This window comes from Streptomyces sp. NPDC058812 (genome assembly GCF_042744565.1).
Taxonomy (GTDB): Bacteria; Actinomycetota; Actinomycetes; order Streptomycetales; family Streptomycetaceae; genus Streptomyces; species Streptomyces thinghirensis.
Map to the genome: position 1 here is coordinate 435,851 of NZ_JBHYOB010000003.1, position 14,362 is coordinate 450,212.

At 74.0% G+C, this 14,362-nt stretch carries 7 protein-coding genes; 3 read left to right on the forward strand and 4 right to left on the reverse strand.

What is annotated here, in order from left to right; all coding sequences use genetic code 11:
- Positions 1-312 precede the first annotated feature (312 nt).
- From ACFW48_RS08845 to ACFW48_RS08855, 3 genes are all read left to right on the forward strand, one after another.
- The gene (locus tag ACFW48_RS08845; RefSeq protein WP_386311790.1) at positions 313-996 is read left to right on the forward strand and encodes a LuxR C-terminal-related transcriptional regulator; all 684 of its coding nucleotides are present in this window, start codon (positions 313-315) and stop codon (positions 994-996) included.
- A gap of 152 nt (positions 997-1,148) precedes the next feature.
- The gene (locus ACFW48_RS08850; RefSeq protein WP_386311793.1) at positions 1,149-1,862 is read left to right on the forward strand and encodes a DUF4255 domain-containing protein; all 714 of its coding nucleotides are present in this window, start codon (positions 1,149-1,151) and stop codon (positions 1,860-1,862) included.
- Complete coding sequence (locus ACFW48_RS08855; RefSeq protein ID WP_386311796.1) at positions 1,859-3,988, forward strand: ATP-binding protein; 2,130 nt, start codon at positions 1,859-1,861, stop codon at positions 3,986-3,988. The genes ACFW48_RS08850 and ACFW48_RS08855 overlap by 4 nt, the downstream gene beginning before the upstream one ends.
- A gap of 3 nt (positions 3,989-3,991) precedes the next feature.
- Here ACFW48_RS08855 and ACFW48_RS08860 read toward each other — a convergent pair whose 3' ends face one another.
- The 4 genes from ACFW48_RS08860 to ACFW48_RS08875 all read right to left on the reverse strand — a co-directional run bounded on the left by ACFW48_RS08860 (position 3,992) and on the right by ACFW48_RS08875 (position 14,239).
- Positions 3,992-5,452: an RICIN domain-containing protein gene (locus ACFW48_RS08860; RefSeq protein WP_386311798.1), complete on the reverse strand. Its 1,461-nt coding sequence runs from the start codon at positions 5,450-5,452 to the stop codon at positions 3,992-3,994.
- A gap of 74 nt (positions 5,453-5,526) precedes the next feature.
- Positions 5,527-6,954: a hydrolase gene (locus ACFW48_RS08865; RefSeq protein ID WP_386311800.1), complete on the reverse strand. Its 1,428-nt coding sequence runs from the start codon at positions 6,952-6,954 to the stop codon at positions 5,527-5,529.
- Between the two features lie 94 nt (positions 6,955-7,048).
- On the reverse strand, positions 7,049-8,626 hold the full coding sequence (locus tag ACFW48_RS08870) for a DUF4157 domain-containing protein (protein WP_386311802.1): 1,578 nt from the start codon (positions 8,624-8,626) through the stop codon (positions 7,049-7,051).
- A gap of 162 nt (positions 8,627-8,788) precedes the next feature.
- Entirely contained in the window at positions 8,789-14,239 is a 5,451-nt protein-coding gene (locus ACFW48_RS08875) for a hypothetical protein (protein WP_386311805.1), read from the reverse strand.
- Between the last annotated feature and the right edge of the window lie 123 nt (positions 14,240-14,362).

The window sequence follows — 14,362 nt, forward strand, 5'->3', positions numbered from 1 at the left end:
AGGAACGCGGACGCGGGTGGTGTGAGGTGGCCCACGAACAGCGACGGCATCCCGTGGCCCGGGCGGTGGCTGTGTCGAGGCTCACGGTGGTGCGCGCCCGGCGCCACGGACTCGCGCGCCCTTGCGCAAGACCCTCCTGACCTGCTGGAACGTCCGCCCGGCGGCCCGTTCGAGAGGGTCCCCGCGCTGGTCTCGTGGTGTACCTCGTGGTGCTCCACGATTGCGCAGCCCCAGCCGTCACAGAAGTGTGGAACACGCTCATCCGCTACCGGCCTGCGCCGAACGGCGGGCTCGTGAACAGGGGGGAAACGGTTGCTCAACTCACCCCGGACCACCACCACAGCCACCCTCGGCGCCGGCGGATCCGTCGGCGTCGCCGACCGGCGCGTCCCGGTGGCGGTGTCCGCTCCGGACCCGATCAGCCGCGAGGGCGCGGTCAGCCAGTTGCGCCGCCACCCGGAGATCGACCTGCGCGAGGAGTCCGGCCCCGGCACCGTGGCCCTGCTCATCGAGGACGCGCTCGACGAGGCGGCGCTCGCCCGGCTGCGCCGGATCGTGCGCAGCGAGGGCGCGCGTGCCGTGCTCGTGGTCGGCGCGATCCGCGAGAGCGAACTGCTGGACGTCGTCGAGTGCGGCGTCGGCGCCATCGTCTGGCGGCACGAGGCCACCGCCCACCGGCTGGTGCAGGCGGTACTGGCCGCGTCCCGCGGCGACGGCGACCTGCCCGCCGACCTGCTCGGCCGGCTCATCAGCCAGGTGGGCACCCTGCACCGGGGCGCGGCGGGTCGCCCCGGCGCCCCCTCGCTGGGTCTCGCACCCCGTGAGGTGGACGTCCTGCGACTGGTCGCCGAGGGCCTCGACACCGGAGAGATCGCCGGCAAGCTGTCCTACTCCGAACGGACCGTCAAGAACGTCATGCACGGACTCACCACGCGACTCCATCTGCGCAACCGTGCGCACGCCGTGGCCTATGCCCTGCGGGAAGGCTACATCTGACCGAACGGGCAATCGAAGGCGGCCCCTCGGGGCCGCGCGGGCAGGCCGGCCTGCCCGGCCGCCGTCCCCGGCGCGCCTGCGGGCGGGGCGGCACCCGGGGGACGATCGGTGACGGACGGCGGCGGGCGAGACGGCGGGGCGGGAGCGCGAGAGTGATCCACGAGGTGGACGAGGTCCTCAAGAGCCTCCTCGGCGGTGGCGCGCTGACGGGCTCGGGCATCGACGTGTCCTTCGAGGCACCTACCCGTGACTGGGCGGCCCGGCGCAACGCCCCCGTGGTCAACGCCTATTTGTACGACATCCGTGAGGACGTGGCCCGGCGTCAGAGCGGGCACATGTCGGTGCGCGACGAACGGGACATCGAGGTGCGCCGCCGCCGGCCGCCGCGCTGGTTCCGGCTGTCGTACCTGGTGACGGCCTGGACGAAGACCCCGCAGGACGAACACCGGCTGCTGTCCGCCGTGCTGGCGACCCTGCTGCCGCGCGAGGTCCTATCGCCCTCCGAACTCCCCGCCTCATTGCGGGCGCTGGGGCTGTCGATGCCGCTGACGGTGGCCGGCACCCAGACGGAGTCCCGCTCCCTCGCCGAGATCTGGTCCGCCCTCGGCGGCGAACTGAAACCGTCCCTGGACCTGGTGGTGACCGCTCCCTTCCCCGCCTTCCCGGAGTACGACGCCGGGCCCCCGGTCACCGAGGGTGCGCTGGTCCGGGTGCGCGAACTGCCCGGCGAACCAGCGCAGTCCAGCGAGCGTGCCCACCGGCCCCACCAGGTGGCCGCCGCCCGCGCCGCCCGCAAGAACGCGACCTCTCACAAGGACGCGACCTCTCGCAAGGACGCGGTGAACGGCCGCACGGAGCAGCGGTGAGCGCCCCTACCGAGGAGGCGGCGACAGCCGCCCCGGGCTCCCCGGCGTCCGACCCGTCCGACCCGTCCGACCCGTCCGGCCCACCCGAATCGCACGACTCGCACGCCGATCCCGCGAACGCCCTGCTCACCCACCTCGCCGCCCTGCGGGAACGGGTGACCGCGCTGGTCGAACACCGCGCCGCCACCGACCCCACGGCCGACGACCCGCTGCGCGGCCTGTACCTGTCCGACGACGCCGTACGCCACCTGCTGCGCACCTGGCCGTCCGCCGACACCGCCGCTGCCGCTGCCGCTGCCACCGAAGCCACCGCTGCCGCCCCGCCGCACGCGGCCGCCGACGACCCGGCCGGTCCCGGCGACCGGCTGGCGCTGCTGGCCGGGGGGACGGGGCTGACCGAGCTGGACACCGCCGTCCTGCTCATCGCGCTCGCCCCCGACGTCGACCGCACCTTCGAGCCGCTCTACGGCTACCTCAACGACGACGTGAGCCGCCGCCGCGCCACCGTGGGACTCGCCCTCGACCTGTGCGGGGTGCCCGCCCACCTGGCGGAGGTCCGGGCCCGCTTCCACGCCTCGGCACCTCTGCGCGCGCTCGGACTGCTGGAGGTCGAGGAGCCCGAACGGCCCTTCCTCACCCGCTCGTTGCGGGTCCCGGACCGGCTGGCCGGCCATCTGCTCGGCGACGACACCCCGGACGCCGCGCTCCTCGGCCGGCTGCACCCGATGCCGGACCCGCTGCCCGCGGGCGCCGACGCCGAGGACTTCACGCGCCGCCTGGCCGCACGTCTGCACGACGGCCCGCTCACCGTCTACCTGCGCGAACAGCGCGAGGGTGACGGCCTGGCCGCCCTCGCCTCCGTCCTGCGCGCCGTGGGCCTCGACGCGCTGTGCTGCTCAGGACCCGAGGACGACCTCTCCACCGTTCCCGAGCTGCTGCGCGAGGCACGCCTCAGCGGCCGGGCCGTCGTGGTGTCCGGCCTGCCCGGCCAACCAGGCCCGTTGGTACGGGCGCTGACCGCGGCGACGGACGTGACCGTACTGCTGACGGACCCCCGCCCCTACGACCCGCACTGGGCACCCCACGACCCGCTGGTCCTGGACGCGCCGGGCCGCCGGGCCGGCGGAGCCGCCGCCTGGCAGGCCGCGCTGGGTCCCGACGCCGACGGGTTCGACCTGGCCACCGCCGTGGCCCCCTATCGCCTCGGCGGCGACCGGATCCAGCGGGCCGCGCACGCCGCCCGCGCCCTCGCCGCCTTCGACGGCGGCCCGGTCACCGCCGACCACGTCCGGCTGGCGGCCCGCCGGCAGTCGGCCTCCGGCCTGGAGAGCCATGCCCGGCGGATCCGTCCCGACGTGGACTGGCGGGACCTGGTCCTGCCCGAAGCTCCCCTCGTCCAGCTGCGCGAACTCGCCCTGCGCGCCCGCCACCGCGACCGCGTCCTCGGCGACTGGCGGCTCAGCGCGGGCGGTGGACGCGGCCGGGGCGTCCTCGGCCTGTTCGCGGGCGAGTCCGGCACCGGCAAGACCCTGTCGGCGGAGGTGGTGGCGGCCGACCTGGGCCTCGACCTCTACGTGGTCCAGCTGTCGTCGATCGTGGACAAGTACGTCGGCGAGACCGAGAAGAACCTCGAACGGATCTTCACGGAGGCCGACCGCACCGACGCCGTGCTCCTCTTCGACGAGGCGGACGCCGTCTTCGGCAAGCGCTCCGAGGTCAAGGACTCGCACGACCGGTACGCCAACATGGAGAGCGCCTACCTGCTCCAGCGGCTGGAGTCCTTCGACGGCATCGCCCTGCTCACCACCAACCTGCGCGCCAACATCGACGAGGCGTTCACCCGGCGCCTGGACCTGGTGGTCGACTTCCCGTTCCCGGACACCGGTCAGCGGCTCGCGCTGTGGCGGCACGGCCTGTCGCACGTCCCGTCCGCCGACGGCATCGACCCGGCCCCACTGGCCCGGGACTTCGAGCTGGCCGGCGGGTCGATCCGCAGTGCGGTGGTCACCGCCGCCTACCTCGCCGCCGGACGCGGCGACCACGTGACGGCGGGCGACCTCCTGGAGGGCGCCCGCCGTGAGTACCGCAAGGCCGGGCGGCTGGTGCCCGGCGAAGGCGGCTGGTGACCGTCAGTCCTGCTTCACCGGGACGATCTTCCACTCCTGGTCGTCGGTGTTGGTGCAGTTGTAGATCGTCAGCCGGGCGAAGAGACCGCCGCCGTTGGTGTTGGACACGTCCAGGCACTTGTTGTCGCTGACGAAATTGCGGATCCAGTAGTCGCCGCTGGGCTGCTTGTCGATCCACCAGAGCTGGTTGTCGCCGGTCGTGCCGTCGCAGTGGAACTCGGCGACGGGCGTCGTGATGGGCCGGGCGCCGAACTCGCCCAGATCCATGCAGAGCTCGTCCTTGACGTTCCGGATCTGGAAGAGAGCCGCCCCGCCGGGACCGCCCTTCTCGACCTTCACCTCAAGGTCCCAGATCTGGTTGTCCCCGTCGGTATCGTCGCAGACGGCCTGCTGGACGGGGCCGTTGATCTCCCCCTTCCCACGCCCGGGGAGTTCGGCGCACATGCCGGTGGTGGCGTTGCGCAGCAGGACGTTCTCGGCGGGCACCACGGGCTTCTTCTTCGCGGGCTTCTTGGGCTCCCCGCCGCCACCACCGCCGCCGCCGTCGCCACCGCCCCCGCCGCCTCCATCGTTCTTGGCCTCCTCCGAGGCCGGCTGTTCGGGTGCCTTCGGCACCTCGGGGGCCGACTCGGCCGCGCTGGGCAGCGTCTCCGGACCGGCGCTGGCACTGGGACTGGGCGCGAGCGCGCTACCCGCCTGCTCGATCTGATCCGTGGCACTGGTACGGACCTGCGGCTTGTACGCGATCCAGATCATCACGAACGCGATCGTCAACGCCAGCGCGATACCGAAGAACGCCGCCAGCCAGCCCGGCAGGAACCCACGCTGCACATACGTCCCCTCGACCTCCGTCGGCTCCACCCCCGACCGACGCACCGCCAACGTGTACGGCCGCTCCTCCTTCGACCCGAACCAGATGATCTGCCGCGGCTTCAGCGTCGTCTCCACGAACGCCGCCCGACCCGGCTCGATCTGCACATTCCCCGGCCGGATCTCGTACGACAGATGATCCCCGGTATCACTACCCGCGACCGACGCCGTCACCTTCGTATTACCGAGGTTGTCCACCGCCAGCCGCGGCCGCCCCCGGAACCGCCCCTTCACCGTCGGCGGCACCAACTCCGCCCGCACCTCAGCGAACGCGGTGATCGTCAGGTTCCCCTCCGGAACCGTCACCGCATCCGGATGCTCCGTCGGCGTGATCCGCACCGCATACGGATTCGGCCCCGCAGCCGCGTCAGGCGTCCGCGGCGGCGCGAACGTCAACTCGACCGTGCCGGTCGTCCCCGGATACAGCCGTAGCGTGGGCGGCTCCACCGTCGTCCAGGGCGCCACATCCCCGACGGGCTCGAACCGGTACTCGTCGACGACATCACCGGTATTGCGCACCCTCAGCCGCACACGCGTGCTGCTGCCGGGGTCGACGGTGGCGGACGCGGGCTCCAGGGAAGTCCAAAGGCTCACACGCCGACGCTACGCGTGTTCCGATACGCCGTCAGGAGCCATGGGGGCAGACCCGGTTGCCCCTCCGGGCGCGGTCACACGGTGAAACGGACGGCCTCCAGCTGAAGCTTCTTACCCATCTCACTGCCGAAGTACCGCCAGTTCGCGGGCTCGGCGCAGCCCTGGTTCAGCCAGCCCCTGTTCTGCACGTGGGTGTTCGCGCAGACGGCGCCTTCGACGGTCTTGATGGTGAAGCCCTCGAGGGCCGAGAGCGCCTCCTTGGTGCTCCCGAGATACATGTCCTTGCCGTCGGCGGCACTCGCCCACTTGTCGCCGGTCGGCCAGCCCTCGACGACGTGGGCTCCGTTGCCGCTGGTGCCCCCGGTCCCGGACACGGCGATGTTGAGGGCCTTGATGGGCAGGTCCTTGCCGACCGTGCCGGCTTCGGCGCCGTCGCACACCGGCTCCTGCCAGCCCTGGTCCGCCACATAGGCGCGGTAGCAGATGTGCCGGCCCTCACTGCGCGCGGCGATCTCCCTCACGGCAGTGGCAGCGGTCCGGGGTTTCGGCGGCTCGGCCTTCTTCGACTCGCTGCCGCCCTTCCCCTCGCCGCCCTTGTCTCCGCCGCCGTCACCCTTGGATTCCTCGGAGGCGGGCTGCTGTTGGGGCGTCTCGGCGGGGGCCGACTCGGCCGCGCTGGGCAGCGTCTCCGGACCGGCGCTGGCACTGGGACTGGGCGCGAGCGCGCTGCCCGCCTGCTCGATCTGATCAGTGGCACTGGTACGGACCTGCGGCTTGTACGCGATCCAGATCATCACGAACGCGATCGTCAACGCCAGCGCGATACCGAAGAACGCCGCCAGCCAGCCCGGCAGGAACCCACGCTGGACATACGTACCCTCGACCTCCGTCGGCTCCACCCCCGACCGACGCACCGCCAACGTGTACGGCCGCTCCTCCTTCGACCCGAACCAGATGATCTGCCGCGGCTTCAGCGTCGTCTCCACGAACGCCGCCCGACCCGGCTCGATCTGCACATTCCCCGGCCGGATCTCGTACGACAGATGATCCCCGGTATCACTACCCGCGACCGACGCCGTCACCTTCGTATTACCGAGGTTGTCCACCACCAGCCGCGGCCGCCCCCGGAACCGCCCCTTCACCGTCGGCGGCACCAACTCCGCCCGCACCTCAGCGAACGGCGTGATCGTCAGGTTCCCCTCCGGAACCGTCACCGCGTCCGGATGCTCCGTCGGCGTGATCCGCACCGCATACGGATTCGGCCCCGCGGCCGCGTCAGGCGTCCGCGGCGGCGCGAACGTCAACTCGACCGTGCCGGTCGTCCCCGGATACAGCCGTAGCGTCGGCGGCTCCACCGTCGTCCAGGGCGCCACATCCCCGACAGGCTCGAACCGGTACTCGTCCACCACGTCACCGGTATTGCGCACCCTCAGCCGCACACGCGTACTGCTGCCGGGGTCCACCGTCGCGGACGCGGGCTCCAGGGAAGTCCACAGGCTCACGCCATGACGCTACGAGTTCACCGGTGGCCCGGCAGGGGCCACCGGGGCAGCATCGCCGGGCCGGGAGGGCAGATCCTCGGTGTCCCGCACGGGATCAGTCCCGGAGTTCGTTGACCCGCGGCGGCTTGTTGCTCGTCCCGAAGCCCCGGAGGGTGAGCTTCGAGAGGCCGGACATGTGCTGGAACTGCGTGGACGTCACTTGGAACCGGGCGTTGCCCGCGTTGGGGTCCTTGTACGTGACGATGTCGGTCGCGGCGTCGTAACCGTCGAAGAGCACGGCGTGAGTGGTCGGCCGCATGCCGCTCAGCGGCTCCCCGGTGAGGTCGACCACGTCCGCGCCCCGGGTGTCGGCCGGGTACCGGCTACGCACACCGGCGTAGCTCGGCACCTTCGCGAGCTTCAGCGTCGTGGTCACGTCGCTGTGTTCCTGTCCTCGGTCCAGCTCCAGCGGCGTGCCGCCCAGCAACTCGCTCACCTCGTCGCCCGGTTCCCCGATCATCGTCACCAACTGCCGGGCGCGCTTGTGGGCCTGGCTGTAGGCCTCGCGTACCCCGGCGAATCCGGCGCTGCCGTTGGTGAAGTCCAGCTTGTCGACCGAGGCGTCGCTCTTCAGCGCCCGGCGGGCGAGGCCGGAGACCGCGTCCCGGGAGATCGCGGTGCCGCCGTTCGGGGCGTGCTGGCTCCAGTTGTCCAACCGCTCCACCATGTTCTCCAGCCCCTCCGCCATCATCGTCACGGCGAGCCTGCGGCCGTCCACACGGTTTCCCTGTGCTCTCTCCTTCCTCATGCGGTCGTCACGGTCCTCCGTGGACGGATAGGCCCGCATGGCGACGGAGAGGTACTTGATGGGCAGGCCGTGGTGCTGAGCGATGGCCTCCAGCACGTAGAGCCAGCAGGAGGGGCCCTGCTGCTTGGCGAGGTCGGTGACGCGCTGCACCGTGGCCCCGCCTCCGCCCGTGCTGCGCTGGACAGCCATGTCCGAGCCGTCCGCCTGCTCCGCGACGCTCCGCTGGGCGACGACGGACGGGGCGGTGCCGGCCCCGGACATGAAGGCGTCGCTGTCGGTGTCCGCCGCCCGCTCGGAGCCCTGCCCGGGGTCCGTGACGGTGAGGCCGGCACCGTGGTTGTTGCCCGTCTCGGGGATGCCCTTGATGTTCTTGTCGAGGTGGCTGGCCTCGTGGACGAGGGTCTTCGTGTCGGCCTTCGGACCGAGGAAGATGTGCTTGCCGACCGTCATGGCCTCGGCGCCCAGGGCCGCGGTGGCGCGCTGGGCTATCGGGTTGTCGTGCACGCGCCCCTCGGAGAGCCGGTCGTTCCGGAAGAACGGCTTCGCCTTGGCGAGGAAGGCCCCGGGGAGCGAAGTGCTCGGCGTGTTCCTGGCGGCGTCGAGGAGGCTGCGCTGAGCCGTCGGGCCGGTGTCCTCCACACCTCCGTGCCCACAACCGGGCCCGTGCTCGTGCGGGGCTTCCCGGCGTTGCACGGTCGGCGCCGCGTGCCCGCACCCCGGGCCGTGCTGGTGCCGCTCCGCCTCGACGGACCGGGCCACGGCCGCGTTCCCGGCCAAGCGCTGGAGGGTCAGCATCCGCTGGACGGGCGCGCTCGGCGCGGCCACCTGGCGGGTCGCCGGGTCCCGCTCGTCGGACGATCGGCTCCGCGTTCCGTGCGCGCGCACGACGCTCCCTTCGACACCGGACGGTTGACCACCCAGCCTTACCGGAACGCCCCCGCCTCCGGCAGGTCCGCGAGGGCAGCCTCGCGGGCAGTCCGGGCGGGCACCGGGAATCGCCGGCCGACCCCGCCGACCGACCCCGCCGACCGGTCCCGCCGACCGGCCCTACCCGCCCCCGGTGAACCGCCGCGCCTCGGACGCCGGCATCCGGATCACCACCGGGACCGGCAGCACGCCGTCCCGGACACCGACGGCCACCGCGCCCCGCACCCCCTGCGTGTGCCGTCGCCGCACCCGCGCCACGGCCCGGAACTCCAGGGTGAACTGCACGAGCGCCGAGGTCTCCTTGGGCTTCTGGAGCGGGACCGTGCCGGCCGCGTTGCCCACCGTTCCGGCCGCGCCGCCCTCGCTGCCGACCCCGCCGGGCGCGTTGGTCAGGCCCGACTGCTCGACCCGCACCGGCCCGCCGCCGCCCGAGAAGCCCGCCGAACGACCGTGCCGCGCCGCCTGCCGGTGCTCCACGCCCGCGGGACGGGGGCCCTCCGGGCCGCTCTGGGCCACCGTCTCGAAGGTCATCGGCTCGCTCTCGCCCAGCGGCCGGGCGTCGAGCAGCCGCGCGTGCAGCTCGCAGTCGACGTCGCGGCCCTCGGCGCCGGAGACGTGCACCGGCGGCAGCTCGGCCCCGGCGGACACCAGTAGCGGCAGGGCGGCCAGCAGCCACTCGGTGGAGACCGCCTCGCCGTGCGCGTAGTGCGCGGCGCTCCCCTTGCCGAGGCCGGTGCCCGCGTCGGCGCTCGCCATCGCCCGGCCGATCAGCGCCCGCACCTGCGGCGCACCCCGGAACCCGTCGGCCTGCGCCTCCATCGGCAGCCTCGCCCCCGCCGCCCGCCACGCGCCCAGCGCGGCCGGGTGGGCACCGCTCCCGCCCGGCGCGATCTCCGGCCGCCGCCCCGGGAGGCGCTCCTCGGGTACCGGAGTCACGTTGGCCAGGGCCGCCAGGTCCTTCTCCAGGGCGCGGTGCACCAGGGCGCCGCCGAGATCGACGCGGGCCACCTGCCCGTCGGCGGACCGCAGTTCCAGCTCGGCCGTGACCGGGACGCGCACCTTCACCGAGGGCGCCTCGCCCACGATGGCCCGCAGCCCGGTCTGGCCACGCTCGGCGACGGCCCGGCTGGTGGCCGCGGACCGGCCGGCCGCCGGCCCGAGAACCCCGGCGCTCCGGTCGGCGGTCGCCTCCCCGGACGCCTCGGAGCCGGTGAGCACGAGGCCCATGCCGTCGGAGCTGCTCTCCTGGTGGGTCCTCGTACGCTGCGCGGCCGCCACGGTCGCGTACTCCATCTCGCGGTCGCCGCCCGACGGCCCGACGATCTCACCGGCACCGGTCCGCCGGATGTGGAACACGGCCAGGTACGGCTTGGCACGGCGGCCGGGCCGACTGCTGTTGCGCAGCAGTTCCACGGGTACGCCGCCGTCCATGGCCCCGGCGAGCAGGCCGGTGGCGCCGGCCCGGTCCAGGACGCGCAGCAGCCGCTGCACGTTGTCGAAGCGGTCGTCGAGCCGGTGCGACGGCAGCAGGTCCTCCGCCAGGCTCCGGTCCTTCACCGCCGAGCGCAGCCGCTTCAGGAGGGGGACGAAGTCGGGCAGTTCGTCGATCAGGCCGAAGCCGATGGGCATGCCCTTGGCGTGCCCGGGCAGGGGCGTGGGGGCCGCCGGGGTGGCCGCGGGGGTGTCCGTCTCCCGCCGGTCCCTGCCTTCCTCCTGGCCCGCGCCGGTCTCGATCGCCTTGCCTTTGCCCTTGCCCTCACTCTCGCTTCTGCCTTCGCCCTTGCCGTCGCTCCTGCCTTCGCCTTTGCCACCGTTCTTCTCCGCCGCCGGGCCGGGCGTGCCGAACAGACCGTCCGGCCCCATCTGCGCGAGCGTTTCCTCCTGCTCCTTCGCCCGTTCCTCCGGGTCGCGCAGCCCCGCCGCCGCCAGTTGGGCCCCGGTGAGCCACAGGCCGACGCTGCCGGGGACCGTCCGCTGACCGGCCGCCGTGTAGGGGCCCCGGCCGTTGACGGCGACCTCGGCGACCATGCTGACGGCCAGGTCGCACTGGACGAGGTAGAGCGGGCGGCTGCGCGGGGCGACGGCGTTGCGTTCCACCGTGCCGCTCAGCGTCGCGCTCTCGGCGTCGGTCGAGGCCTTGGTGTTGCGGTAGGCCGGGGTCTCCCACATCGACCAGCCCTGGCCCGTCTCCATCGCCCGGGCGTTGGCCGAGTACGTCCTGCTCCTGGTCCGCGCCCGCTGTCCGGAGCCCTGGTGGCCGCCGAGCGCCATGTTCTCCATGCCCGCGCCGGTACTCCGGTGCCGTACCCGGGGGTTGGTGAGGGCGAAGCGGGTGCCGACCGCGCCGTCCAGCGCGGCGAGCCGCCTGGGATGGCGCAGGCCCGCCACCACCCAGCCCGAGCTGACGCCCTGCCGCAGTGCCGCCGTGACGGCCTGCGGGCCGAACCGGTCCTCGACCGCCAGGCGCGGCGCCAGGCCCTCCGCCTCGAAGGCGGTGTCGCCGGGCTTGTCGGTACGGCCCCCGCGCGCGGCCTGGGCGAGCAGCATGAAGGCCAGGTCGCGGATCTCCTTGGCGTCCCCGACGGTCTCCACGAAGTCCCAGTCCCGCAGACCGCGGCCCGCGGGCCGGGTGGTCAGGTCGGTGACGCCGGTGGCGTCGAGTTTGCCGATCCGGCCCTGACGCGCCGCGGCCCGGCGCCGGTTCAGCCCCTCGTACGCCTCGTCGTCCAGGGTGGTCGCGGTCGGGGCGCTCAGCCGCACGTCCTGGCCCTGCTCGCTCAGCTCGCGCAGGGGGTTGTCCTCGGCGGTGCGGTCGTCCGAACTGGCGATCACCTCGGCCGCCGGAGTGTGCCGTCCTGGACGTCCGGGGGTGAGGGCCCGCTTCGCGGTGCGCTCCCGGCTGGTCATGGTGACGTTCACGCCGAGCCACAACCGGGTGGCGAACGTGCTGGTCGACACGTCACCGCTGTTCAGCGAGTCGGTACGGGTCACCGGGCCGCCCTGGGCGCTGCGGCTGCTCTCCACCGCCGCCTCGGCGGCCACCTGCGCGGACAGCGCGCCGGGCACCAGAGTGCCCTGGACAGCACCCTGGACGCCCGCCTTCCGGGCGGACACACCGCCGGTCTGACCGCTCGACCCCACACCGGCGCTGCTGCGCACCAGCCAGTCGGGGGTGTCGCCGAGATAGGTGACCGGACCGATCCGGCCCCGGACGCGGACCTGTACGTCGTCCGACCTCAGCCCGGACTTGCGGCGCAGCCGCACGGGCACCCCGGTGGACAGCAACTGGTCCTTGTTGGCCCGCAGGTTGGTCTCGGACAGGACGGTCAGCAGTTCCCGGTAGTTGCGCCGCTGGGCCTCGGCGTCCGTGCGGTTCGCGGCACCGCCCGCTGCGGCCCGGCCGGTGGCGGCCTCGCCGAACGGCGGCAGGTAGCCGGCCAGCCGGGGGCTGGACGCGAACAGCCGCTCCAGCGTCTCGATCAGGGGGCGGGTGTCGAGGTGGGTGAGAGCGGCGCTGGAGCCCATCGCGTCGAACGGCAGATGGCGTTCGACCTTGCGCGGGCTGCCGTCGGCGTTCAGTTCGGGGGTGCCGTCGGCCTTCGTACGGTCCGCCTTGGTGAACAGTTCGCCGGGTTCCGTGCCGGCGGGCAGCGGCAGCCCCAGGTGCTGGGCCTCCTCGGCCCGCATGCTGATCCAGGCGTCGACGGTGTGCCGGGCCGAGCGGCCGGCGGGGGTGACGGTGTGCCCCGGCGCGGCGGGCCCGGTGCCCTCGACGGTCAGCAGGATCCGGCCCAGGTAAAGCGCCTTGGTGCCGCGCACCTCGGCGCCCTGGCGGGTGGCCGCCGCCTGGTCGGCCGAGGAGAACCGCATCCGCCGGAAGCTGACGCCGGGCATCGTCTTGAGGCGTACGGACGGCCCCGCGCCCGGAGCGCCGAAACCGACGGCGGGGCCGGCCCCCGCCATGCCGCTCATGCCCTTGCCCATGGAGGCGCCCATGCCGTGCTGTGTCTGCTGATGGGTGCGCAGCTGGGTCTGCCCGGCCTTCCACGCGGGGGTCAGGGAGACGATGTCGGCACGCATCCGGTAGGCGCTCTCGGCTCCGGCGGCGCCGGCCGACAGGTCCTCGCTCGCCACCCAGCCGGTCAGCAGGCGCGGCAGGTCCTGGAGGATCGTCGCGGCGCTGGTGGCCTCGTAGAGCCGGGTGCGGTCGGCGGAGTCCGGGGGCGCCGCCTGGGGGTGCAGGGTGGCGTTCACCTTGTCGAACAGGCCCCCGCCGCCGGCGTGCGGGGCGCCCCGGTCCTCCACGCCGACGACCGCCATCGAGGTGGCCTGCCGTACGCCCTTGCGCTGCTCCTCGGAGAGGCCGGAGCCGGGGGCGGGGGCGGGCCGCTCGGTGCCGAGGGGCACGAGGTGTTCCCGCGGCACGCGCATGGTGAGGGTGCCGTCGGCCTCCACGACCCGCGCGGTGCCGTAGGGGCCCTGCGGTCTGATCCGCACGGTGTAGCGCACGTGCCGCAGCGCCCGGACCGTGCCGCCGGAGCTGCGCAGGGTGCGCGGCTCGGCCACCGTCCTGGTGTTGTGCGCGTCGTGGTCGCTGCGCAGCCCGAGGCCGCCCGCGAGCTGCGCGCCGCCCCAGACGCCGGGCACGGGCGTCGGGACCAGGACCGTACCGGAGCCGCTGAGGCCGATCTGCTTCGAGCGGGCGGTGTCGGTCACCACGGTGGCGGACGAGGAGTGCTGCTGGTCCACCTTCGTGTCGTCGTCCCGGGCCGCCCGGTCGGCCGACGCCCGGTCGTTCGACAGGACGGGCGAGGCGGCGTCGGGGTTCTCGAACACGGAGGGCTCCGGCGCGGCGTGCCCCGGGTCCGGCCGGACGGAGACCGTGACGTCGTACGCGCCCTCGCTCCCCCGCACGGTGAAGACCCGGCCGCGGCCGTAGAAGGTCTCCGGCCGCCCCGCCAGCTCCCGCTCCACCGTGGCCACGTCGCGGTCCGCCCCGCCCGGTATCGCGGCGATCGCCCGGCCCACCGCCTCGTGGCCGGTCAGCCCCGACGCGGTGGAGAGCCCCGCCGACGTCATGTCCGTCAGATACGGGGGCAGCACCAGCGGTGGATGCTTCGGGGCGTTGCCGGGTCTCGCGATCTCCGGCCCCGTGCCGCGGCCGGTGACGGGCGGGTTGCGCCGGGCGCCCCGGACCGGACGGCGGCGCGGCGGGGTCCGGACGGCCGCCGTCCGCTCCCCTGTTCCGCCCTCCTCCTCCACGATCGGGGCCAGCGGCGCCCGCGCCACCACGAGCGGGCCGCCGACGGCGTCCGGCGGGCGCGGGGCGGGACGGTTGCCGATGAGGAGGGAGGCGGCGGCGTTTCCGGCGCTGCCCTGGATGGCCAGCAGCTCCCGCGGGCCGAGCGCGGCCCCGGAGCCGGGCGCCGGCGACGGCCCGCCTGCCTGTCCGCCGTACGACTCCCGCGCACCGGCCCTGCCCGCGTCGGCGGACCTGACCGGCGGGGGCACCGCCGCCGCGCGGCCCGGCACGCCGCCGTCCGGGCCGGGCTTCTCCTGTCGTCCCCGCATCGCACGCCCCTGCCCGACGAGGCGTCGGCCCCGTCCCTCGTCGCCGGCCGTCGAGAACCGGCGCGGGCTCGGCGTGGTGCGGAGCCCGGCCAGGCCGGGAGGCTAACGCATGAACGGGGGCCG

Excerpts from the sequence above, each read along its gene's own strand:
- ACFW48_RS08875 (WP_386311805.1), bottom strand. The coding sequence starts at position 14,239 with ATGCGGGGACGACAGGAGAAGCCCGGCCCGGACGGCGGCGTGCCGGGC.